Consider the following 21,853-nt stretch of genomic DNA (forward strand, 5'->3'; position numbering starts at 1 on the left):
ACAACGGCCAGCGTCCGTCCTCGTAGCGGATGTCCGCGTACAGCTGGCGCAGGGCGTTCATGGGCGCTTTCGTTCCAGGGTGACGAGCCGCACGTCCTCGTCCACGACGGTGGGCCCGGCGAGCAGCGCGCGTCCCATGACGTCGAGGTAGCTGTCGAAGACGGGGGCGCCGCGCGCGAGCAGCCCGGGGCGCAGGTGGGTGTGCAGCCTCGCGAGGTTGTAGCCGGGCACGCGCGGATAGAGGTGGTGGTCCAGGTGGTAGTTGAGCCCGTTCCAGAGGAAGGTGACGAGCCGCGTGCCGCGCACCGTCGTCGCGGTGTGGAAGCGGTCCCCGCCCCATGTGTTGGCGTAGTGGTCCGCGATGGACTTGAGGCCGTTGAGGGGGCTGGCGAAGAGCACCGGCAGCAGCCAGCACTCCACTCGGTCGAATATGGGCTGCTGGGATTCATGACTCGGGTTGGTAACCGAAAGCTTCGACCAGGCGGGCGATGTGCACGTCCGCCGCGGGAGCCAGGTTTCGCTCCCAGGCTGAGAGCAGGGCGTCCACGTCATCGAAGAGGCGGGCCGCCCAGCCGAGGACGTCTTCCGCTTGGAGTTTCATGCTGTCCACCTCGCACGTGAGCAGTAGGTCCCATAGTGCCTCCACGTAGGTCCGGACCGCGACGTGCTCCTCCTCGGGCCAGTCCTTCCATCCCGCCATGAGGATTTTCTCCGCGACCAGCTCCGGGAAGACGGCGCCCACGGACTGGAACGGGAACAGCTCGAGGATTCGCGGGAGGTAGTATTTGAAGTCACTCTCCGTTCCCCAAGTGGTCATGGCCTTGAAAGCGTAATTGCCGAGGCTCTCCCCGGTGTGCGCTCGCAGCGGCGTGGCCGTGAGCCGTGCCATCTCTTCTTCACTCATGCAATGCATGCAGCCCATGACCAATCCAGCAGGCGCGTACCGGGCGAAGACGCGGTAGAGCGCCTCCACGGCGGTCTCGAATGCGCTGCTTCGGAGTGCTCCGGGTTGGGCCATGTCCTGAAGCTTCACAGTGGGAGCTGGCTCGCATCAACGTCCAGTCCGGCCCCACCATTGACGGCATGACGAATCTCGGCCGATCCTGCTCGGCGGAGGATCCATGTCCCGTCAAGTGCTGATTGCCGTGCTGTGTTTGTCGCTCACTGCTTTCGCTGACACTCCGAATCGCTTCGAGCCGCAAGAGTTGTCCAGCGAGGCGGTCGTGACCTTCGTCATGACCTGCTCCGAGAAGGTCAAGAAGTCCGACGCCAGCATCGGCGAGGCGCAGCGCCTGAGTTTCTGCTCGTGCGCGGCAGATGCGTTGCGCCTGCGGCACAAGCAGCCGGGGAAGGACAAGGCTCCGAGCGCCGAGGACCTTCAGCACTGCGCGAATACGCTCACCCGGTCATCGCCGGAGGCGGTCGCCGGGCAGATCCGGAGTCAGCCTGCGCAGTCGCCGTCGGAGCACAAGGTGGCGCCCGCCTCCACGCAGCCGGACACGTCTCGGAGCATGGGTTGGGAAGACCCGGAGGACACCTCGTCGTCGGAGTCTCCCAGCAGTGTCGAGCCCGCGCGCAGCTGCTGCAAGGTGTGCACGAAGGGCTGTCCCTGCGGAGACTCGTGCATCTCGTGCAGCAAGGTTTGCCGCAAGGGGCCCGGCTGCGCCTGCTGAGTCACGAGGATGGGGGCGCAGTACTTCCCATTTAATCAACGGCGCCGTTGTCAGGTGGTGCGCTGCTCACGCGTCAGGAACATCATGCTCGTCTGAACGCGTGATGGTTGATTCGTCTGTTCGCCAGGGATGTCCGGCCGTACGGGTCCGACACGCCAACTATAACGGTCCTAAGGTAGCTATTCTCGGGCGACCGAGTGCGCGAAGCAGCGTGGCCTCTCCCGTAGAGTCCCGCCGCGTGCCCACTGCCGTCAGCAGTCGACGGTAAGAGCGGCCGTAACCAAGATGCCCCGTACACTCGGGCACCCTGGCGAGCAGACGAACCCAACACCCATTCCTACTCGGCCCAGACGAGCGCCAGCTCGAGCTCGAATGCCTCGAAGGGCTCGGCGCGCACCCGCTCGTCTCCGGCGGCGGAGTCGAGGAGCAGCCAGTGGCGCCCCTCGATCCGGTAGATTTCGAGCGTCTGGGCCACTCAGCGGTTCGCGGGGCCCGCGGAGGTGTTGCCCTTCCGCCCGCGCTTCCCGGACGTCCACTCCTCCAACATGTTGCCGAAGCTCTTCATCTGCTGGCCCAGGTCCGTGGTGCGGACCAGTTCCTCCACCTGGGCGCGTGACTGGCGCGGCAGCTTCGCGTCCATCTGCGCGAAGCCGTATGCCAGTGCCGCCGCGATGGCCGTGTTGAGCCGCAACTGCTGCGGATCGCACTTGTCCAGCTCGTCCGAGCGCGCGTGGTAGTTCGGGCCGTAGAGCGCCGGCTCCTGGTTGGCCACCAGGTTGGGCACGCCCTGCATCATGAAGTCGAAGTTGTCCGTGCCAACAATCGGCGCGTCCACATGCGTGAACGGGCCCAGTCCCTTCACCGGCTCGAGCGCCTGGTCCACCAGGGGCGGCAGCTCGGGGCGGCCTCCCGTGAAGAAGCCGTTGATGCGCCCGCAGCCGATGTCGAACGAGGACGCCATCACGTGCTTGTCCAGCTCGGCCTCGTGCGTCTTCACGTAGCCCTCCGAGCCGTACAGGCCCTGCTCCTCGCCGTTCCACAGCGCGAAGCGGATGGTGCGCGCCGGTTTGATCCCCAGCCGCTTCATCTGCCTCGCCACGTCGATCAACGCCGCCACGTTGGCTCCGTTGTCCAGCGCCCCCGTGCCCAGGTCCCACGAGTCCAGGTGCGCGCCCAGCACCACCACCTCGTCCGGGCGCGTGCTGCCGCGGATCTCCCCGATGACGTTGTAGCTCTCGTAGGCCGGACCGATCTGGAGATCGAGCTCGGCCGTGAGCGTCAGCGCCTTGCCCGTGCGCAGCAGGCGCTGGGCTCGCAGCGCTCCGTCCCGCTCCATCACCAGCATGGGCCGCGTGTTGCGCATGCCCTCCGACACGTTGTGCCGGTAGAGCAGGTTGTTGGGCCGCGAGCCCACGTACACCACTCCCGCCACGCCGGCCGCGAAGGCCCGCGCTTCGATCTCCGTGGCCTCGGCGTACTCGCGGAACAGGTCGTCCACGTTCTTCAGCTCCGTGGTGTCCACGAGCAGGAACGCGCCCTTCGCCTTCTCCCCGAGCGCCTTGAAGTCCTTCACCGTGCCCCTGCCCGCGTCGAGCAGCGGCGCCGTCAGCCCGCCCTTCGGCGTGGCGGTGGAGAAGGGCATGGCCGCGATGCGGGGTGAGAACTCCAGCCCCTTGCCGCGCAGGGTGGCGGATGCCGAGCGCTCCAGCCACAGGCCCGGCATCTGGAAGGGCTCCTTGCGCGCGTCAACGCCCGCCTCACGGAAGCGCGCGAGCGCCCATTCCACGGAGCGCAGGTTCGCCGGCGAGCCCGTGGCCCTCCCTCCCACCTCGTCCACCAGGGACTGCAGATCGCTCAGCAGCGGCGTGTCCCCGAGGAAGGCGCCCACCAGCCGTGCCGCCTCGGCCCGCGAGGCCTCCGAGGCCTTCGCCGCGGGCTTGGACGGCTCGGCCGCCAGGGCCGGTGAGCCGAGAAGGGACAGGGACAGGAGGGAGGACAGCAGCCGGCGGGAGGAGGCAGTGCTCAGGCAGAGGCTCCAGGAAGAGTGGGGCCGCCATCCTGCCAGACTCCGGAAACACGAAGGCCCGATGTGAACCGGAGTCCACATCGGGCCCTTGTTGTGAGGCGCCACCCGGATTCGAACCGGGGAATGAAGGTTTTGCAGACCTTTGCCTTACCACTTGGCTATGGCGCCGCGAGAAGCGTGTACGCCTTATATGAACCTGAAACAGCCGGGTCAAGACAGGAGAGTGGGGAGCGTGCACATCCGTGTCCGGTAGCATCCCGGCCGAGCGGTCCCGCCAGCCACCGGAGGAACTTCAACGATGCTGCAGGGTTACGGGCTGTACCAGGAGGAGCACGAGGCCTTCCGCCGCACCGTCCGGGCGGTGGTGGAAAAGGAGCTGAAGCCCTTCGCCTCCCAGTGGGAGGAGCAGGAGGAGTTCCCCCGGGAGCTCTTCACCCGCTTCGGCGAGCTGGGCTTCCTCGGTCTCAAGTACCCGGAGGCCCATGGAGGTTCCAACGCCGGGGAGCTCTACGAGGCGGTGCTGCTCGAGGAGATGGGGCGCTGCGGCTCGGGTGGCGTCGCCGCCGGCCTGGGGGCCCAGCACACCATCGCCACCGGCCCCCTCCACAAGTTCGGCACCGAGGAGCAGAAGCAGCGTTTCCTCGCCCCGGCCATCCGGGGGGAGAAGATCGGCGCGCTCGGCATCACCGAGCCCAATGGCGGCTCGGACGTGGCGGGCCTGCGCACCACCGCCCGCCGCGACGGGGACCACTACGTCGTCAACGGCTCGAAGACCTACATCACCAATGGCGTCCGGGCGGACTTCGTCGTGCTGGCGGTGAAGACGAACCCGGATGCCGGGCACAAGGGCCTGTCCCTGCTGGTGGTGGAGAAGGGCACGCCTGGCTTCTCCGTGGGGCGCAAGCTCAAGAAGCTCGGGTGGCGCGCCTCGGACACCGGGGAGCTCTTCTTCGAGGACTGCCGGGTGCCCGCGGCCAATCTGCTCGGCGGCGTGGAGGGGCAGGGCTTCTATCAGATCATGGGCAACTTCCAGTGGGAGCGCCTGTCGCTCGCCCTGGGAGCGCTCGGGGCCATGGAGGAGATGCTGGAGGTCGTCATGGCCCACGTGAAGGACCGGCGGGCCTTCGGTCACGCGCTCCACGAGTTCCAGGTGGTGCGGCACCGGATCGCCGAACTGGCCACCGACTTCGAGGCCGCGCGCCAGCTCACCTACCACGCACTGCGCCTGCACGTGGGGGGCGAGTACGCCATCGCCCAGACGTCCATGGCCAAGAAGGTGGCCACCGAGACGGCATGCCGGGTGGCCGATGCCTGCCTCCAGCTCCACGGCGGCGCCGGCTACATGATGGAGTACGACATCCAGCGCCACTGGCGGGATGCGCGCCTGGGCCCCATCGGCGGGGGCACCAGTGAGATCATGAACGAGATCATCGCCAAGCAGCTCGGCCTCTAGGCGGGCGCGGAGAGGGGGCGGGCAGGCGGGCCTGGGGGAAGGGAATCAGGGGGCTCCTCGTTCTGCGGGACAGACACCGCAGCAGGAGGTCCGGGTGGTGGATCCCCGTATGCCTTGTACCGAGCTCTATGTCCGGCTCGGAGACGAGGAAGTACTCGTGCTCGACTGCCGTGATCCCGAGGATTGGGATCGCTACGGCCTGCATATCCCTGGAGCCCTGTGGATGCCCTTCGAGGAGATTCTGCGGGACTCGGGGGTCCTCCCCGACGACGAGCTGATCGTGGTGTGTGGGTGTTCTCCGGATGGCTCGGATGCGCGCCGCGCCTGCCGGCTGCTCAACCACCGGGGGCTCAACGCGGTGTGCCTGGAGGGGGGCCTCCAGGGGTGGATCACCCACGGGCTGCCCACCGAGAGCCATCTGACGGGAGCCTCGGCGAGCGGGCTGTGCTGATGCGCTGAGCCCGGGCGGGCGAGGCTGTCGCCGCGGTGCGTAGCGGTCCGGCGCCAAAGGGTGTAAAGGGGCCCCACCTCTCGACCCCCACGAGAAAGGGAGTCTGACACCATGGCCAAGCTTCGCGCTGTCCTCATTGGCGCCACTGGACTCGCCGGCCAGCAGTTCATCGCCGCGCTGAAGGATCACCCCACCATCGAGCTCACCGGGCTGGCGGCCTCGCCGCGCTCGGCGGGCAAGGCCTACGCCGAGGCGCTCAAAGCCTCCAACGGGATGACCGCGTGGTTCGTCCCCGAGGCGCTCCCCGCGTCGATCGCGAAGATGAAGGTGGTGAGCGGCGAGGAGGTCCAGGCGAAGGACTACGACATCGCCTTCTCGGCGGTGGAGTCGGACGTGGCCAAGGACATGGAGCCCCGGCTGGCGCGGGACATCCCCGTGTTCTCCGCGGCCAGCGCCTTCCGCTACGAGGCGGACGTGCCGCTGCTCATCCCCCCGGTGAATGCCGACCACGCCCGGTTGGTGCGCGAGCAGCAGAAGCGCCGCGGCTGGAAGGGCTACATCGTCCCCATCCCCAACTGCACCACCACCGGCATGGCCATCACCCTGGCTCCGCTGGCCGAGCGCTTCGGCATCAAGTCGGTGCTGATGACCTCGATGCAGGCCATGTCCGGCGCGGGCCGCTCGCCCGGCGTCATCGGCCTGGACATCCTGGACAACGTCATCCCCTTCATCCCCAAGGAGGAGGAGAAGGTCCAGGTGGAGACCAAGAAGATCCTCGGCACGCTGGACGCCGCGGGAGCCGCCATCACCTCGCATGACGTGCGGGTGTCGTGCACCTGCACCCGCGTGGCGGTGATGGAGGGACACACCGAGTCCGTGTTCGTCTCACTGGCGAGCAAGGCTTCCGTGGCCGAGGTGGTCCAGGCGATGCGCGAGTGGCGGGGGGCCGAGGTGTCGCGCGGCCTGCCGTCCGCTCCGCCCCGGTGGATCGAGGTGCTGGATGATCCGTTCCGCCCTCAGCCTCGGCTGGACCGGGACACGCACGGCGGCATGGCCACCACGGTGGGGCGGGTGCGCGAGGACGGCGTGCTGGAGAACGGCTTCAAGTACCTGCTCGTGTCCCACAACACGAAGATGGGAGCGGCCAGGGGAGCGATCCTGGTAGCCGAACTGATGCGTGCCCAGGGGCTCCTGGGATGAGTAGGCTCTAGGAGTACTTCATTTAGGGAGTGCTCCCCCCGTCCCAACCCATGTACTGTGCGCGCGCGCACGGACTCAGTCCAAGAGGAGATTTTTCAATGGCTTACGTGGTCACCGAGCCTTGCATCAAGTGCAAGTACACCGACTGTGTCGAGGTCTGCCCGGTCAACTGCTTCTACGAGGGCGCCAACTTCCTGGTCATCCACCCGGACGAGTGCATCGACTGCGGTGCGTGTGAGCCGGTGTGCCCCACCAAGGCGATCTTCCCCGAGTCGGACCTGCCCGGCGAGTACAAGGAGTACAAGGATCTGAACGCGAAGTTCGCCGCCCAGTGGCCGAACATCGCGGAGAAGAAGGCGTCCCTGCCCGAGGCCGAGGAGTTCAAGGACAAGAAGGGCAAGCGGAGCCAGCTCCTGGAGAAGCCCGGCAAGTAGTTCTGTTGCCCGAGGCGTCCGAGGCCCTCCGCCGAGAGGCGGCAGGGCCTTTTCCATGTCCGGAGTCCGGCTCAGGACGCCAGCAGGGCACTGAGCTTCAGCCCGCGAGCGGCCAGCTCCTCGCGGATGCGCACCAGGTCCTTCTGGGGCAGACGTCCGCGGCGCCCCTGGATGCGCAGGGACACCTCGCGCTCGCCCGTGCGCTCCACCTCCACGGTGGCATCCAGCGCTCCTCCCAGGCGCATCGCCAGCGCGGGCCGCTGCGACTTCACGAACACTTCAATCTGCTCGATGAGCTCCAGGGCCGCCTGCACGCGGACCTCCGGGTTCGACGGCTCCACCGCCGCCGAGCCTCCGACGCCTCCCGGTGGTGGGTTCCCCGTGGAGGAGACGGCCTCCTCGGGGAGGCGCGAGGTGGGGGTCTCGGGGCCCGGCGTGGTGGGGGCCGAGCGGGGAGCCACCGGTTCCGCGCGTGGCTCCCGGGCGAGCTCCCGGGCGATGAGGTCGGTTACGCGCTGCTGCACCTGTTCCTGGTTCGTCTGGTGGGCGTCTCCGCGCACGTCCCGGAGCCGGTGGGCCTCGGCATGGAGGCCCTGGCGGACCTGACCGAGGTGCTCGGCGCTGGCGATGGCGCCTCTCGGCGGTGTCCGCGCCAGCGCGGTGGTGGCCATGGCTCCGGTGGCTCCCCGTGGAGCGGTGACGAGGCTTCGGGCAGCCTGTCCTCCCTGGAGCGGAGCCTTCACCGTCTCCGGCGGGGTCTTCTTCAGTGCTTCCTGGAAACGGCCCTTGTCCGAGGCGGGCCGGGCCTGTGCTGTCTCGGGGTGTCCGTCGACCTTCATGGGTCCCTCGTGGTGCGGGGTGGGACCCGAGGGAGAGCACGGCCCATGCCAGGGGGGCTCGACGGAGGGACACGGGGGTGGACTCCCGGACCGTGGACGGGGAGCCCACCGGCGAGACGCCCACCCCCGATGCTCCCCCGGGGGTGTTTCCGGCTCCGGTGGTCCTACCGGCTCGGCTTGCCGAAGGCGCCCGACTGCTCGGGGGTGACGCCCATCAGCTCGTTGACGGCGAGGGGGCAGCGGGCCACGACATTGGGATCGGCCAGCACGTTGCCCTGGGACCAGTTGCGATCCTGGAAGATGAGCCCGTCGCGCAGCTCCACCTCGTCCACCGCCTTCTTGAAGCCCCAGAAGCGCCCGCGCACCATCAACTGGGTGCCCTTGGGAATGCGGCTCAGGTCCAGGTACTGCTGGGGCGCGAGCTTCGCGGTGATGTTGACGGAGGGGCGCTTCTTCGGCGTGCCGAAGGGGTTGATCTCGTTGTCTTCAGCGGGAAACGGGTACCAGACCAGCTTCGCCACGGCCACGAGCGGCTCGGGCTCCTCCTCGATGACGGGCTGGCCCTTGCGCTTCTTGGCGGGCTTCTTCTTGGGCTTCTCGATGTCGAGGTCGATCAACTCGAGGCCCCCGAAGGCCACCTGCCGGTCGAGATAGTTCTCGCGGAACATCTTCTCGGCGGAGCGGACGGCGGTGGCGTTGGCGCGGCGGACCTCGATCTCATAGCGGTCGCGCAGGGCGGGCAGGGTGAGGAAGAAGCTGTCGATGGGCTGGAGGCCCTCGGAGAGGAAGCGCAGCTTGCCCACGTCGATGGTGAGCACCAGGGGCCCGAGGTCCGCGGCGGTCTGGAACCAGTTGGGGGACAGCTTCCGGTCGATCAACACGCGGCGCACCATGGCCACCATGTACGCGTTGGCCTGGAAGCGCGGGGTGCTCAGCTGGGTGTTGAGCGCCTGGACGAGCAGGGGATCCAGGAAGAAGTTCTCGTCGCGCTTGTGCAGCAGGGGCGCGGTCTCGCCGAGCAGCGTGAGCAGCCCGCCGAGGAGCTGGGCACAGTGGGGATCGTTCGTTCCCTGGTTGAGGGCCTTGTAGAGGCCGGTCCTGAGGAAGCGGCGGTCGAAGTCCTCCTCCTTGATGTTGGGCACGTCGTTACCGGAGCCGAAGAAGACCTCCGGTTGGGCGGCGGCGGGGAGGGACGAGAGACAGAGGACGAGTGCGAGGAGCGCGGTTCGCATCGGGCGCAGGCTATCACGCCGGGAGGCGGGGCTCCTGGGGCGGGATGCGGAGAACGAGCGCGGTGGCGGCCAGCTCGAGGACGGTGGCGGCGGCGAAGAGGCGGTGCCCACCGAGCCAGTCGTAGCCGGCCCCGGCGGAGGAGTAACCCACGAGCCCTCCCAGGCCGAAGGTGATGGCGGCGAAGAGGCCCTGGCCGGAGGCGCGCAGGTGCGGGGGGACGCGGCGGACGACGAAGGCGATGCTGGCCACGTAGAAGACGCCGAAGGACAGGCCGTGGAGCAGGGAGAGGGCGGCGATGACGCCCCGGGAGGTGGCGAGGGAGAGCCCGGCCCAGCGCAGGGCACTGGAGGCGAAGGCGAGCACCAGGAGATTGCGAGGGGAGATGCGGTCGGCCACGCGGGGGTAGAGGAGCATCACGAGCACCTCGGCGGTGACCCCGAGCCCCATGGAGATGCCCACCACGGAGGGGGGCAGGCCGAGCGAGCCGACGAAGATGGAGAAGGTGCCGTGGTAGGGGGCGCAGGCGATCCAGTGGAGGGCGCAGGCGGCGAGCAGCCAGCTCAGCTCCCTGTCGGCGAGGAGCTGGAGCCCGGCGAGGGGGTGGACGGGAACCCGGGCCGTGGGGCCGCTGGAGTCACGGAGGGTGAAGCTCCACAGGGTGAGGGTGAGCAGGAGGGAGAAGGCGGCGAGCACGGTGGCTCGGCCCACGGAGTCCACGGAGAGGCCGAAGACGGTGGAGGAGAGCACGAAGCCGAGCGAGCCGAAGAGGCGCAGGTGGGAGTAGGAGCCACCGGTGCGGGCGATGTGCTGGAGGGCGAGGCTGTCGATGAGGGGGGTGATGGAGGAGGCGAAGAAGGCGTAGGCGGCGAGGGCGGCGACGAGGGTGGGGAATCGGTCGACGAAGAGGAGGGGGATGAAGCCCAGGCAGGCGCCGGCGCAGACGGCGGAGAGGACGTGGTGGGGGCGGCCCGTGCGATCGGCGAGGTGGCCCCAGAGGTGGGGCGCGACGAGGGCGAGCAGGGGGCTGAGGGAGAGGAGGAGGCCTATCTGGGAGACGGAGAGGGTAAGGGATTTCAGGTAGGCGGGGAGGAAGGGCAGGACGATGCCGGTGATGGAGAAGTAGAGGGCGTAGAAGCCGATAAGAGGAAGGCGTCCGGTGGCCTGGGAGGGGAGCATCGAGTCGGGGGGGCGCTTAGCACGTTGGGGTGCCTTTTCGTCTGTTTGCCCCGCCTGGATTTGTGTACGGTGGCCATCGCCATGTCGACCCCGGAGACCCCCCAGCCGCCCGTCACCATTGCGCAGATCACGAATGAGGCTGAGTTGTTCCAGGCGCTCGCCATCCGCGAGGTGGTGTTCATCGAGGAGCAGCACGTGCCCGAGGGCATCGAGCGGGATGCCGAGGACGCGAAGGCGTACCACATACTGGCATTCCAGGGTGGGCACGCCATCGGGACGGGGCGTCTGGTGATGTTGCCCGAGCCTCCACCCGGAGAGACGGGGACGTGGGGGCAGATCGGCCGCATGGCGGTGCTGAAGGCGCACCGGAAGGCGCGAGTGGGCGCGATGCTGCTGACGACGCTGGAGGACGAGGCGCGCCGGCGGGGAGTGAGCGGCATCATGCTGCACTCGCAGTTGTACGCGCTGGAGTTCTACAAGAAGCAGGGGTACGAGGCGCTGGGCGAGGTCTTCCAGGAAGCGGGAATCGAGCACCTGGAGATGCGCAAGAAGCTGTAGCCGGCCCCACCAGACCCACCTGAAACAACACCCCGTCAACATCCCCTCGCCCTCCGGGAGAGGGACGGGGTGAGGGTGCCAGGACCCCATGTTGCCCCCGTGAGGGTCCGTACTCCGGGGCTGTCGCCATGGAGCGCACCTGCGTACACTGTGCGTATGGGCGAGAACGAGACGAGTCCGGCGAACGTCTTCTGGGCGGCGGCACAGCGCCGGGACGCCGCGGAGCTGGTGATGACGGTGGGCGGAGTGCTGCTCTCCGGGCTCCTGGTGGTTGCGCTGGGGTGGATGTTGCAGGAGGCCACGTACTCCCACCCGTGTGAGGGCTTCTCCCTGGGCGCTGGCCTGCAAGAGCCACCGAGGGATTCAGGCCTCTGGCATGACTCCGAGTCCCCGCTGATGAGCGGGGAGCGGGGCCGGTAGTGGCCTGGCGAAGGAAGGCTTAGATCCGCCGTCCGCGCTCGGCCGGAGTCTGCGCGTGGCGCGGATCCTCGGGCCAGCTGTGCTTCGGGTACTTCCGGCAAAGCTCCTTGCGGATGGACGGGTAGTGCCGTTCCCAGAATCCGGCGAGGTCGGTGGTGACCTGCACGGCGCGCATGTTGGGAGCGAGCAGGTGGAGCACGAGGGGAACCCTGCCAGCGCAGACACTGGGGCCCTGGGCCATGCCGAAGAAGTCCTGGAGTCGCGACTCGACCCAGGGAGGCTTCCCAGGCTCGTAGTGGACCTTGGAGGTGCGCCCACCCGGGAGGGAGACCTTCTCTGGGGCGTGGTTGGACAGAAGCCGAGCCTGTTCCGCGGTCAGCCGTGAATACAGGGCGTCGAGCAACGAAACCCCCTCGAGGTCGGCGAAGCTGCGAGCGCCCGCGCACAGCGAAGCGAGCGAGTCACGCATGAAGGCTTCGTCGACGGTGGGGAAACCGGCCTCGGGGAAGGCCTGGGCGAGCAGGGCGACGCGGGTGCGCCACTGCACGAGCGCCTCGGGGTCGGCGAAGCGGTCGGGGCCAGCGGCCAGAGCCTGTTCCACGAGGACGCGAGCGGCCGCCTCGGAGGGAGGAGCGGGGGTCCGGGTCTCCTCGAGGACGAGATTCCCGTAGGACATGCGGGTGATGCGCTCGACGCGTTTGGAGGAGGGGTTCCACTGGAGGGCATCCACCTCTTCCAGGGCATCGGGGTACAGGTCGAGGAGCCACTCGGGCTCGACGGCGCTGGCGATGCGGATGATGACGCCGCGGCCGGGACGCTCCTCGGCGTCGACGGCGATCATGAGCTCGGGCTCCTGGACGACGCTGACGTCGGAGAGCTGAGCGGTGCCGCCGCCGAAGAGGAGGAGCTCGGGGGAGCGGGGCTTGCGGCGGCGAGCGACGCGGTCCGGGTAGCCCGCGAGCGCGCTGAGCATGAGGGCCTGTTCCACGTCCTCGGGGCGGGAGGGCCGCTGCCCCTGTTCGCGGACGGCGCGCCGGAGCTGGCGCTGGACGCGATCCACGGCCTGCACGGCGCCGTGCTCGAGGGAGAGCGACTGGACGCGGCCGGAGGAGAAGTTGGAGCGCTCGGCCTGGCGGAAGCGCTCGAGCAGCTCCAGCAGATCCGAGGGCCCGGCGACGACGTTGGCGGCGCGGCCGGGGCCGGAGAGGTTGGTGCGGGCCTCGCGGCGGATGTCGCGCTCACCGACGAGGGCGGCGAGCAGGGCCGCGTCCGCGCCGACACCGCGCTTCTCGCCCTCGACGATGATGCGGGCCTGGCGGGGGTGGAGGGGGAAGCGCAGGAGCCGCTGGCCGATGGGGGTGACGGAACCATCGGGGGCCACGGCGCCCAACTTGCGCAAAAGACTTTCGGCGGCCTCGAGGGAGGCGGCGGGAGGGGGCTCGAAGAAGGGGAAGGAGACGAGGTCGGTGATGCCGGCGGCGCGCAGGGAGAGGACGGTCTCGGCCAGGTCCATGCGGCGGATTTCGGGGGCGTCCTGATCGGGGCGGCCGTCGAAGTCGTGCTGGGTGTAGAGGCGGAGACAGTGGCCGGAGCGGGTACGGCCGGCGCGGCCGGCGCGCTGGGTGGCGGAGGCCCGGCTCACCTTGGAGAGCTTGAGGATGGGCAGGCCGGACCAGGGCGAGTGCGAGGCGACGCGAGCGAGGCCGGAGTCGATGACGGCGGCGACCCCGTCGATGGTGACGGAGGTTTCGGCGACGTTGGTGGAGAGGATGATCTTCCTGCGCGAGCTGCGGCGCACGGCGCGGTCCTGCTCGGCGGGGGGCAGGTCGCCGTGGAGGGGGAGCAGGTCGATGCCGTGGCGTCCGGCGAACTCGGAGCACGTGTCCATGGCGCGGCGGATTTCCCCGGCGCCGGGGAGGAACACGAGCACATCGCCATCGAGCCCGTTGGCGTGGAGCCGCTTGATGCCGGAGAGGACCTGGGCATCGAGGTAGCGGTCATCGGCGGTGGGGAGGTATTCGAGGCTGACGTCGAAGCGGCGGCCCTCGGAGCGGAGGGTGGGGCAGTTGCCGAGGTAGGCGCTGATGGGGGCGGCCTCGAGCGTGGCGGACATGACCACGAGCTTGAGGTCGGGGCGGGGGCCCTGCTGGAGGCGGCGCAGGAGGGCGAGGGAGATGTCGGCGGAGAGGTGGCGCTCGTGGAACTCGTCGAGCACGACGACGCCGACGTCGCGGAGGGTGGGATCGGAGAGGAGGCGGCGGCCGAGCACGCCCTCGGTGACGAAGGAGAGGCGGGTCTTGGGGCCGCGGACGTCCTCGAAGCGGACCTGGTAGCCGACGGTCTCGCCGACGCGCTCACCGATTTCCTCGGAGACGCGCTGGGCGGCGAGGCGGGTGGGAAGGCGGCGGGGCTGGAGGACGACGATCTCCTTGCCCTGGCCGAGGCCGGCTTCGAGGAGGGCGCGGGGGACGCGGGTCGTCTTGCCGGCGCCGGGAGGGGCCTCGAGCACGAGCGAGTTCGCGCCACGCAGGGTGGAGACGATCTCGGGCAGGAGGGGATCGATGGGAAGGGCGACGTCGGCCATGGCCGAATCCTCTCAGGCCGACTCCGAAGTGGACTTGGGGTCGTTCTTCTTGCGCCCACGCTTGGAAGGCGCCTTGGCGGGCTCGGCGGCCGGGGGAGCGGGGGTGGGCTCGGGAGCGGGAGGCGGCTCGGGAGCGGCGGTGGCCTCGGGAGCGGGAGGAGCCTCGGGAGGAGCTTCGGGAGCTACCGGGGGCTCTGGCTCGGAGGGAGCGGCACCGGAAAGCGCGGCGAGCTCGGCCAGCTCGGCGGCACTGGGCTCGGCGGAGTCGGTCTCGAGGGGAACGGCCTCGGTGGCTTCTCCCTCGGAGGCACCGGTTTCAGTGGCCTCCAGTTCGGCGGGGTCGATGAACGGCAGCCCGCGGGCGGCGCGCTTGCGCGGCTTGGCGGCGAGGCCGGAGTTCTCGAAGGCATCGGGGATGGGGGCGAGGGAGGCCTCGGCGAGGCAGCGGGCCTGACGCAGGGCGATGTCGAGCTTCTTGCCGAGGGCGATGAGCTCGGCGCGAAGGGGAGCGGCCTGCTCGTGGGGGAGCTGGACGGGGGCGAAACAGGCCTGCCAGGTGGAGTAGGCGGTGGCGACCTGGTCGAGCACGGGGCGGACGAAGGAGAAGTCGTCGCGGGCGAGGATGCGGGAGACGTAGGAGGACTTGAGGCGGCGCTCGTAGCCGGCGGCGAACTCCTGGATGGCCTCGCGGGAGGCGCGGCGGAGCTGGGGGAACTTGAGGTGGGGGAAGAGGGCCTCGATGACGGGGGAGCGGCTGCTGGCGCAGAAGGTGATGCCGGCGTGGAGCTTCTCGAGCGAGTCGACCCAGAGGTTCTGGAGGTTGAAGGCGAACTCCTCGCGGACCTCCTCGAGCTCGGGGAGGTCGCGGACCTTTTCGAGGAGGGCGGGGGCGGGGGCGCGCTCGGAGCGGACGATCTGGATGGCGGTGGAGAGCCACTCCTTTTCGCGCTCCAGACCCGGGCGGCCCGCGAGCAGCTCATCGGCGGCGGCGAGGCGCGAGTCGATGGCCTCGGCGAAACGGACGAGATCGTAGGCTTCGAGGGTGGACAGCGACATGGGGTGGGGCTCCTCGGGTCCTGGGCGGGGCGGCGGGAGATACCACACCCCGGGGGAGGGTGGGGGTTGGGCTCAGCGGCCGTCGAGCAGGGCGGCGAGCGCTTCGCGGGCCGTGAAGTCGGGGAAGGCGTAGTCGGCGCCGCAGGAGAGGAGGGAGTCGGGAGTGAAGTTACCGGTGCCGACGCCGATGCAGGAAGCGCCGATGCCCTTGGCGGCGGCGACGTCCTTGGGGGTATCGCCGATGACGACGACGCGGCACTCCTGGAGGGGTGCGCCGAGGAGATTGGCACCAGACTGGGCGCCGTGGCGGATGAGTTCGACGCGGTCCTCGTGGTCACAGCCGAAGCCGCCGAAGGAGAAGCGGTCGTGGATGCGGACGCGCTCGAGCTTGATGCGAGCACCCTGGCGGACGTTGCCGGTGCCGAGGCCGACGGCGAAACCGGGGCGGGAGAGGGCGGCCTCGACGGCTTCGCGCATGCCGGGGTGGAGGCGGTAGTCGCGTTCGTCGACGAGGGGGACCTCCTGGGCGAGGTGGAGGAGGTAGGAGTCGATGACGGCGGAGATGGCGTCGGAGGAGGGGTGGACGCCGATGATGTCGAGTCCCTTGCGGACGATGGCGCGGTCGGTCATGCCGGACATGCTGAAGGAGTCACAGGCATCGAGGCGGCCGTGGAGGGCCTGGAAGGCGAGCGCCATGGAGCGGCGGCCGGCACCGCCGGTGGTGACGAGGGTGCCATCGATGTCGAAGAGGAGCACGGTGGGGCGCATGGCCCCCATCTAACGGAAGGCCGGGCCCGATGCGAGCGCCTCCCTGTTTGCCCTGGGAGCAACCACACCCTCGCCCTCCGGGAGAGGGGACGGGGGTGAGGGTAAAGCCCCCTCTCCCTTTGGGAGAGGGTTGGGGTGAGGGTCTGCGCGAACGCCGCAACTACGGTTCGACGTAACTCAGTCCCTGCTGGATGGCCTCGCGAACGGCGAGACTCTCCTCGAGAGGAAGCCGTTCCTCGAGGGCCTTGCGGACCTCGGCCCCGCCCATGCGTCCGAGGGTCTGCGCGGCGGTGGCGCGAACCTGCTCATTGGGATCGGCGAGGAGGGGAGCAAGGACGGGAACGGCCTCGAGTCCGGAGCGGCGGCCGAGCGCGAGCGTGGCGGCGGCGCGGACGGAGGAGACGGGGCTGCGGAGCATCTCCTGGAGGCGCCGGGAGGCCTCGGGGTGGGCGACGACGGCCAGTGCGGCGACGGCGCGGGAGCGCTGGGGCTCGGGGGAGCTCGGGTGGGTGACGATTCCGAGGAGCTCGGAGAGGGCCTCGGGACCGAGCCGGGCCCAGTCGGATTCACGAGGGATCGCGTCGGGGCTGTCGAGCAGGCGGAGGATCTCCTCATGGAGCGAGCCGTGGGGCTGGGGCGCACTGGGGGAGGAGGGCGGCATCAATGCAGCGGAGGCCGTGCCGAGGTGGGAGGAACCCGTCAGGAGCAACGCGGCGAGCGCACAGGTGGACGCCAGGGATGCGGTGTACGGACGGCGGTGCGAGCCGGAGCGGGCCGGGAAGGGTTGTGGGGAGAAGGGCATGGGGGAGCTCCCTCGTTTGGGCGTCAACGGAGCTCGTTTATAGGCTGGAGGGGCGGGTGGATTCGACGCACCCCGAGTGCCTTTTGCTGAAAGTGGATTCTTGTATTGTCGCGCGCCCTATGGCTGGCCGCGTCTTCTTCTTCCTACAGCACGCCACGTATGAGCCCGCGTTCCAGGCCGCCTCGATGGGCATCACCGCGGCGGCGATGGGGGACGAGGTGTATTTCGTCTTCGCCTTCGACGCCTTGAGGGCGCTGGTGAGGGGCAGCTTCGGCCTGCCGCACACGGAGAAGGAGTTGTCTGAGAGTGCGAGGGCGGAGGGGCTGGGGGTTCCGGTGCCGGCGCGGATGCTCGAGGAGGCGCGGGCGTTGGGGGCGAAGCTGGTGGCGTGCGATACCACGGTAAGAATCTGCGGATACGTGCCGGAGGAGTTGAAGGGGACGCTGGACGAGGTGATGGGACTGGCGTCGCTGTGGAGATTGACGGCAGGTGCACGCACCCTTGCTCTCTAGGGAGGCACTGGATTGCTGCTGGCCGAGGGCGCGCGGGAGAGGGTATTGTCGGCACGCTTTCGGGGCCGGACCCTGGTGAGCGCGGGAGGAACCCGCGCGTGATTCCGAGGAGCGATTTTCAATCTTATGCGCGCCAAGCTGACTCTCCTGAGGGCCCTCGTGATGGGCACGGTCGGTGGTGTTCTCGCCACCGGTTGCCAGACGTATGACTTCGAGCCGGTGGAGCCACTGGCCATCTCGCAGACGACGGAAACGCGCGAAATCAGCGCGCGCAACGCCAAGCCGAACCTGATGATGCTGGTGGACACGTCCGGTTCGATGACGCTCCCGGTGAACGAGAATCTTCGGGATTCGGCGGGGACGTACGTGTGCCGGCGGGGTGGCACGGCCAGCGGTGATATCTGCGGCGTGAACGAGTCCTTCCCGTGCGACACGGGCGGCGCGTCCCCGGGCAGGTGCCCCACGCGTTGGACGTCGCTGCAGCATGCGATGAATTCCTTCCTCACCAGCAGCGGCTCCATTGCGCGCATCGGACTGGCCACCTACCCGGACCTGAATGTGGACAAGGTCTACAAGTGTGGAGGCTCGGCCGGAGTCACCGTCGCGCTCCCGCCTTCGGATGCGGATGACACGGACACGCTCGTGGCCAATGCCACGGATGTGAACACCAAGCTGCAGGCCATCAAGAACGCCCCGTCCACGGCGGGGGTCCAGAAGCCGGAGGGCGGTACGCCCACCAACGACAGCCTCAAGTACATGCTCACGCTGCCGGAATTGAAGACGGACGCCCGCTCCAGCTTCGTGCTGCTGCTGACGGACGGTCTTCCCAACTGCAGCATGCAATTCCCGACCCCCTATCCGAACGCGGGCTGCAAGTGCACGCTGGGCACCCTGAGCGGGACGTCCCTGTGCACGTACGACCCGTACAACAAGCTGGGCTGCCTCGACAGCGATGGCTCGGTGTCGGCGGTGAAGGCGCTGAAGGACGCGAACATCCAGACCATCGTCATCGGTTTCGGCGCGGAGCTGGCCACCGGAGATGGAACGGCGATTCTCAACGCCATGGCCGAGCAGGGTGGCTTCTCGCGTACCTGCAAGACGAACGCGGACTGCGGCACGGGTGATACGTGTGACACGGCCAGAGAGCTGTGCAACCGCCGTTTCTATCAGGCGGGCAACTCGGAAGAGCTGGTGGCTGCGCTGCGGAAGATCAGCGAGACCATCCAGGTGACGAACCCCTGCCTGTTGGCCTTCGCGGATGGCCAGGAGCCGTCCTCGCAGGAACTGGTGGTGGTCTACGTCAACAAAGAGCGTCTCTCTCCGGGTCCGGACACCTGGAGCCTGACGGACGAGGGGATCCGCTTCCAGGGCGCCACGTGTGCTCGCATCGAGGCCTCCACCTCGGCGAACAAGGTGAACATCGAGGTTCGTGCCGTTCAGCGGAAGTAGCCTTCGGGGCGGCTTTACGTGGTGAGGTGCCGGGGCTATGTCTCCGGCGCCCGCCCTGGCCGCCCATGAAGATCACCATCCTCTCGCGCTCCGCCTCCATTTCATCCACCAAGCGTCTGGTCGAGGCCGGGCGCGCGAGAGGGCACCAGGTGCGTGTGCTCAACCCGGTCCGGGTGGAGATGCACCTGGATGGGCAGCGCGCCAACCTGTACTACCGGCGCCGCAAGCTGTCCCCGTGCGACGTGGTCATCCCGCGCATCGCCCAATCCATCAACAATTACGGTCTGGCGGTGGTGAATCAGTTCGCCATGTGCGGGGTTCCGCTGGTGAACACGGCGCGGGCCATCGCCGAGTCGCGCAACAAGATGCGCTCGCTGCAGTTGCTGTCGGCGCACGGCATCGACATCCCGGCGACGGTGATGGCGCGTGACGCCGCGGACCTCAAGGCGATGGTGGGCCTGGTGGGTGGCGTGCCGGTGCTGGTGAAGCTGCTGCAGGGCCAGGAGAAGCACGGGGTGATGGTGTGCGAGAGCCTCCAGTCCCTGGAGGCGGCGCTCGAGGCCATCCTCGGATTGGGGCACAACCTGGTCGTCCAGCAGTACGTACAGAACAAGGGACAGGATGTGCGGGTGGTGGTGGTGGGAGGCCGGGCGGTGGCGGCGGTGCGGCGCCGTCCGAGGGTTGGCCGGCTGTCCTACACGCTCAACCGGGGAGCCCGGCTGGAGCGCATCGAGTTGACGGAGTCCCAGCGGAAGGCGGCGGAGCGGACGGCGACGCTGGTGGGGTTGGAGGTGGCGGCGGTGGATCTGCTGGACGTGCAGGAGGGGCACCCCAAGGTCTTCGAGGTGAACAGCTCGCCGGCGCTTCCGGAGATGGAGGCGGCCACGGGGTTGGATCTGGCCGGCATCATCATCGAGCGCGCCGAGCAACTGGCGGCCGGGGGTCCGAGGGTGGGGCTGCCGGAGCCGGAGCCGCGTACCCCGTCCAGGCGCAAGCGGAGGCCCAAGGCCTCCGTGGGCGAGGCATGAACAGAAAGAGGCCCCCGGACGTCGGAGGGTCGGTGATAGGGTGCCCCCGCTTTTCCGTGAGGAGAACGAACCATGCTGCACTTGCGACGCATCACTTCCCTGGCCGCCGCGCTGGTGGCCATTGCCAGCACCCAGGCCCACGCCGAGGAGCAGGTAAATCCGGCCACTCTCTATGAGGTGAGCACGGAGGGCACCTCCACCAAGGTGAAGGCGGGGGAGCAGGGCGTGTTCGTGTTGTCCATCAAGAGCAAGCCGGGCGCCCACGTCTCCGACGAGGCTCCGCTGAAGCTGGAGCTCAAGGGCGGCGCGCAGTTGGCGCCCGCGCAGGAGAAGCTGGCGCTGAAGGACTCGGTGGCCAAGAAGGCGCAGGGGCAGCAGTTCGTGGATCCCCGCTTCGAGGTGCCGTTCAAGGCCACGGCGGCCGGCAAGGGCACGCTGGAGGCGAAGCTGACGTTCTTCATCTGCTCGGATCAGCTGTGCGCCCGTCAGCAGAAGACGTTCTCCCTGCCCGTCGAGGTTCTCTAGTCCGTGGTGCGCCAGCGATCGTCCAGGGGCAGTGAGCGCGGAGAGCAGCGTGGGGAGCGTGGGGGAGGGCGCGAGCGCGGCGCGGAACGGAGCGAGCAGCGCTACGTCTACGGGGTGAACCCGGTGCTCGAGTCCTTGCGAGCACACGCGGAGCGGGTGGAGCGCCTCTTCGTCACCGAGGGGCAGCTCGCCGCGAAGGCGGCGGCGGAGATCTTCAGCCGAGCGAGGGACTCGGGCATCCGGGTGGAGCGGGTGCCCCGGGAGCGGCTGGCGGTGATGGCCGATGGTGGGGTTCACCAGGGTGTGGTGGCCGAGCTGCGGGGCTTCGAATACGCCGAGCTGGAGGATCTGCTGGAGGCGGCCGGGAAGAGCGGGCGTCCCGCGTTGCTGGTGGTGCTGGACGGCATCCAGGATCCGCACAACTTCGGGGCGATCATCCGTTCGGCGCATGCGATGGGAGCGCACGGAGTGGTCATCGCCAAGGACCGGGCGGTGCCGGTGACGGGGGTGGTGGCCAAGGCGTCCGCGGGGGCGGTGGAGCACTGCCCCATCGCGCGGGTGACCAACCTCTCGCGGACCCTGGAAGAGCTGAAGGAGGCCGGGGTGTGGATCGCCGCGGCGGACCCCCACTCGAACCAACCCCTGTGGAGCGCCCGGCTGGACGGGCCATTGGCCCTGGTGGTGGGGGCCGAGGGAGCAGGCGTGCGCCAGGGGGTGCTGGAGCATTGTGACTTCCGGCTCGGGATTCCGATGCTCGGTCAGGTCGGTTCCCTGAATGCGTCCGTTTCGGCGGCGATTCTGCTATACGAGGCCGCCCGGCAGCGGGGGACGTCACGTTCCGGTGCCGGAAGTTGAACCGCCCGGATCAAACCGCTTGACTTGGGGGGCGGGGACTTCTAAAAGGGCGCGCCTCGACGGGACGGGCGGTTGGCGGTTCCGGTCGGTGGGTAGGGCGGGTAGGGGAGGCAGCCGGAGAGATGGATGCCGGTGTAGCTCAGCTGGTAGAGCACCTGATTTGTAATCAGTAGGTCGCGGGTTCAAATCCCGCCGCCGGCCAGCACGGGGCCGCGGATGAGGGCCCGGAGCAAAAAAGCAGTAGGAAGAACAGCGGTTTCAAGATAGTTGAAGACGGCATTGCGGAGGGATACCCAAGCGGCCAAAGGGAGCAGACTGTAAATCTGCCGGCTCTACGCCTTCGTTGGTTCGAATCCAACTCCCTCCATCGCAATCGCGGGAATAGCTCAGTTGGTAGAGCGTCAGCCTTCCAAGCTGAATGTCGTGGGTTCGAGTCCCATTTCCCGCTCCAGTGTTGTAGTCGCAGATACAAGCCCCGATAGCTCAGTTGGCAGAGCGCATCCTTGGTAAGGATGAGGTCACCAGTTCAATCCTGGTTCGGGGCTCCATTTTTCGAGGAGCGTTATGTCCAAGGAAAAGTTCGACAGAAGCTTGCCGCACGTCAACATCGGCACCATCGGCCACGTTGACCACGGCAAGACGTCCCTGACGGCGGCCATCACCAAGGTGCTGGCGAAGACGGGCGGCGCGACCTTCCTCGCGTACGACCAGATCGACAAGGCCCCCGAGGAGCGCGAGCGCGGCATCACCATCTCCACGGCCCACGTGGAGTACAAGACGAAGAACCGTCACTACGCGCACGTTGATTGCC

General features: G+C 68.6%; 24 protein-coding genes and 5 tRNA genes. 17 read left to right on the plus strand and 12 right to left on the minus strand.

Going from position 1 to position 21,853, the window contains the following annotated elements:
• Positions 1–57 precede the first annotated feature (57 nt).
• Together BO221_RS50870 and BO221_RS50875 are read right to left on the minus strand one after the other, a co-directional pair.
• A complete protein-coding gene (locus BO221_RS50870; RefSeq protein ID WP_073568194.1) occupies positions 58–420 on the minus strand; it encodes a fatty acid desaturase in 363 nt (120 codons plus the stop codon).
• Between the two features lie 25 nt (positions 421–445).
• Positions 446–1,018, minus strand: coding sequence for a hypothetical protein (locus BO221_RS50875; RefSeq protein WP_143196176.1), 573 nt, complete (start codon positions 1,016–1,018; stop codon positions 446–448).
• Between the two features lie 103 nt (positions 1,019–1,121).
• On the opposite strand from BO221_RS50875, the gene BO221_RS50880 reads away from it, so the two are divergent.
• Positions 1,122–1,673 carry a hypothetical protein gene (locus BO221_RS50880; protein WP_073568196.1) on the plus strand — a complete coding sequence of 184 codons (552 nt, stop codon included), beginning with the start codon at positions 1,122–1,124 and terminating at the stop codon, positions 1,671–1,673.
• A 337-nt stretch (positions 1,674–2,010) separates the two neighbouring features.
• On the opposite strand, the gene BO221_RS55275 is transcribed toward BO221_RS50880, so the two are convergent.
• The 3 genes from BO221_RS55275 to BO221_RS50890 form a co-directional block, all read right to left on the minus strand.
• Complete coding sequence (locus tag BO221_RS55275) at positions 2,011–2,148, minus strand: hypothetical protein (protein ID WP_158080062.1); 138 nt, start codon at positions 2,146–2,148, stop codon at positions 2,011–2,013.
• Positions 2,149–3,780 carry a M20/M25/M40 family metallo-hydrolase gene (locus tag BO221_RS50885; RefSeq protein WP_083682774.1) on the minus strand — a complete coding sequence of 544 codons (1,632 nt, stop codon included), beginning with the start codon at positions 3,778–3,780 and terminating at the stop codon, positions 2,149–2,151.
• A gap of 15 nt (positions 3,781–3,795) precedes the next feature.
• A tRNA-Cys gene (locus BO221_RS50890) sits at positions 3,796–3,867 on the minus strand.
• A gap of 130 nt (positions 3,868–3,997) precedes the next feature.
• Here BO221_RS50890 and BO221_RS50895 point away from each other — a divergent pair.
• From BO221_RS50895 to fdxA, 4 genes are all read left to right on the plus strand, one after another.
• A complete protein-coding gene (locus tag BO221_RS50895) occupies positions 3,998–5,152 on the plus strand; it encodes an acyl-CoA dehydrogenase family protein (RefSeq protein ID WP_073568197.1) in 1,155 nt (384 codons plus the stop codon).
• A gap of 109 nt (positions 5,153–5,261) precedes the next feature.
• Entirely contained in the window at positions 5,262–5,603 is a 342-nt protein-coding gene (locus BO221_RS50900) for a rhodanese-like domain-containing protein (RefSeq protein ID WP_073568198.1), read from the plus strand.
• A 111-nt stretch (positions 5,604–5,714) separates the two neighbouring features.
• Positions 5,715–6,803, plus strand: coding sequence for an aspartate-semialdehyde dehydrogenase (gene asd / locus BO221_RS50905; protein WP_073568199.1), 1,089 nt, complete (start codon positions 5,715–5,717; stop codon positions 6,801–6,803).
• 98 nt (positions 6,804–6,901) lie between these two features.
• Positions 6,902–7,237: a ferredoxin FdxA gene (gene fdxA / locus BO221_RS50910; protein WP_073568200.1), complete on the plus strand. Its 336-nt coding sequence runs from the start codon at positions 6,902–6,904 to the stop codon at positions 7,235–7,237.
• Between the two features lie 71 nt (positions 7,238–7,308).
• Here the strand turns inward: fdxA and BO221_RS50915 are convergent, their stop codons facing one another.
• From BO221_RS50915 to BO221_RS50925, 3 genes are all read right to left on the minus strand, one after another.
• A complete protein-coding gene (locus BO221_RS50915) occupies positions 7,309–8,076 on the minus strand; it encodes a hypothetical protein (protein ID WP_073568201.1) in 768 nt (255 codons plus the stop codon).
• 164 nt (positions 8,077–8,240) lie between these two features.
• Positions 8,241–9,308, minus strand: a complete 1,068-nt coding sequence (locus tag BO221_RS50920) for a hypothetical protein (RefSeq protein WP_073568202.1) — start codon at positions 9,306–9,308, stop codon at positions 8,241–8,243.
• Positions 9,309–9,321: 13 nt separating this feature from the next.
• The gene (locus BO221_RS50925; protein WP_073568203.1) at positions 9,322–10,485 is read right to left on the minus strand and encodes an MFS transporter; all 1,164 of its coding nucleotides are present in this window, start codon (positions 10,483–10,485) and stop codon (positions 9,322–9,324) included.
• A gap of 81 nt (positions 10,486–10,566) precedes the next feature.
• On the opposite strand from BO221_RS50925, the gene BO221_RS50930 reads away from it, so the two are divergent.
• On the plus strand, positions 10,567–11,043 hold the full coding sequence (locus BO221_RS50930) for a GNAT family N-acetyltransferase (RefSeq protein WP_073568217.1): 477 nt from the start codon (positions 10,567–10,569) through the stop codon (positions 11,041–11,043).
• A gap of 156 nt (positions 11,044–11,199) precedes the next feature.
• A complete protein-coding gene (locus BO221_RS50935) occupies positions 11,200–11,463 on the plus strand; it encodes a hypothetical protein (RefSeq protein ID WP_073568204.1) in 264 nt (87 codons plus the stop codon).
• 19 nt (positions 11,464–11,482) lie between these two features.
• On the opposite strand, the gene hrpB is transcribed toward BO221_RS50935, so the two are convergent.
• The 4 genes from hrpB to BO221_RS50955 form a co-directional block, all read right to left on the minus strand.
• The gene (hrpB, locus tag BO221_RS50940) at positions 11,483–14,047 is read right to left on the minus strand and encodes an ATP-dependent helicase HrpB (RefSeq protein ID WP_073568205.1); all 2,565 of its coding nucleotides are present in this window, start codon (positions 14,045–14,047) and stop codon (positions 11,483–11,485) included.
• Between the two features lie 12 nt (positions 14,048–14,059).
• Positions 14,060–15,103 carry a hypothetical protein gene (locus BO221_RS50945; protein WP_073568206.1) on the minus strand — a complete coding sequence of 348 codons (1,044 nt, stop codon included), beginning with the start codon at positions 15,101–15,103 and terminating at the stop codon, positions 14,060–14,062.
• Between the two features lie 72 nt (positions 15,104–15,175).
• Entirely contained in the window at positions 15,176–15,880 is a 705-nt protein-coding gene (locus BO221_RS50950) for an HAD family hydrolase (RefSeq protein ID WP_073568207.1), read from the minus strand.
• Between the two features lie 151 nt (positions 15,881–16,031).
• Complete coding sequence (locus BO221_RS50955) at positions 16,032–16,673, minus strand: HEAT repeat domain-containing protein (protein ID WP_083682775.1); 642 nt, start codon at positions 16,671–16,673, stop codon at positions 16,032–16,034.
• A gap of 119 nt (positions 16,674–16,792) precedes the next feature.
• Here BO221_RS50955 and BO221_RS50960 point away from each other — a divergent pair, with 119 nt between their 5' ends.
• From BO221_RS50960 to BO221_RS51005, 10 genes are all read left to right on the plus strand, one after another.
• Positions 16,793–17,185 (plus strand): DsrE family protein, encoded by a 393-nt coding sequence (locus tag BO221_RS50960; protein WP_073568219.1) that lies wholly within the window; start codon positions 16,793–16,795, stop codon positions 17,183–17,185.
• A gap of 126 nt (positions 17,186–17,311) precedes the next feature.
• Positions 17,312–18,634, plus strand: coding sequence for an adventurous gliding motility lipoprotein CglB (gene cglB, locus BO221_RS50965; protein WP_073568208.1), 1,323 nt, complete (start codon positions 17,312–17,314; stop codon positions 18,632–18,634).
• Between the two features lie 65 nt (positions 18,635–18,699).
• Positions 18,700–19,662: a RimK family alpha-L-glutamate ligase gene (locus BO221_RS50970; RefSeq protein ID WP_073568209.1), complete on the plus strand. Its 963-nt coding sequence runs from the start codon at positions 18,700–18,702 to the stop codon at positions 19,660–19,662.
• Positions 19,663–19,734: 72 nt separating this feature from the next.
• On the plus strand, positions 19,735–20,187 hold the full coding sequence (locus BO221_RS50975; RefSeq protein WP_043392803.1) for a protein-disulfide reductase DsbD family protein: 453 nt from the start codon (positions 19,735–19,737) through the stop codon (positions 20,185–20,187).
• 6 nt (positions 20,188–20,193) lie between these two features.
• Positions 20,194–21,042, plus strand: a complete 849-nt coding sequence (gene rlmB / locus BO221_RS50980; RefSeq protein ID WP_073568220.1) for a 23S rRNA (guanosine(2251)-2'-O)-methyltransferase RlmB — start codon at positions 20,194–20,196, stop codon at positions 21,040–21,042.
• 128 nt (positions 21,043–21,170) lie between these two features.
• Positions 21,171–21,243, plus strand: a tRNA-Thr gene (locus BO221_RS50985).
• A gap of 82 nt (positions 21,244–21,325) precedes the next feature.
• A tRNA-Tyr gene (locus tag BO221_RS50990) sits at positions 21,326–21,409 on the plus strand.
• A gap of 8 nt (positions 21,410–21,417) precedes the next feature.
• Positions 21,418–21,493 (plus strand) — tRNA-Gly (locus BO221_RS50995).
• Between the two features lie 21 nt (positions 21,494–21,514).
• Positions 21,515–21,590, plus strand: a tRNA-Thr gene (locus BO221_RS51000).
• 16 nt (positions 21,591–21,606) lie between these two features.
• On the plus strand, positions 21,607–21,853 hold a 247-nt coding region (locus BO221_RS51005; protein WP_233166643.1), incomplete at its 3' end, for a GTP-binding protein.

This window comes from Archangium sp. Cb G35, assembly GCF_001896145.1.
Lineage (GTDB): Bacteria > Myxococcota > Myxococcia > Myxococcales > Myxococcaceae > Archangium > Archangium violaceum.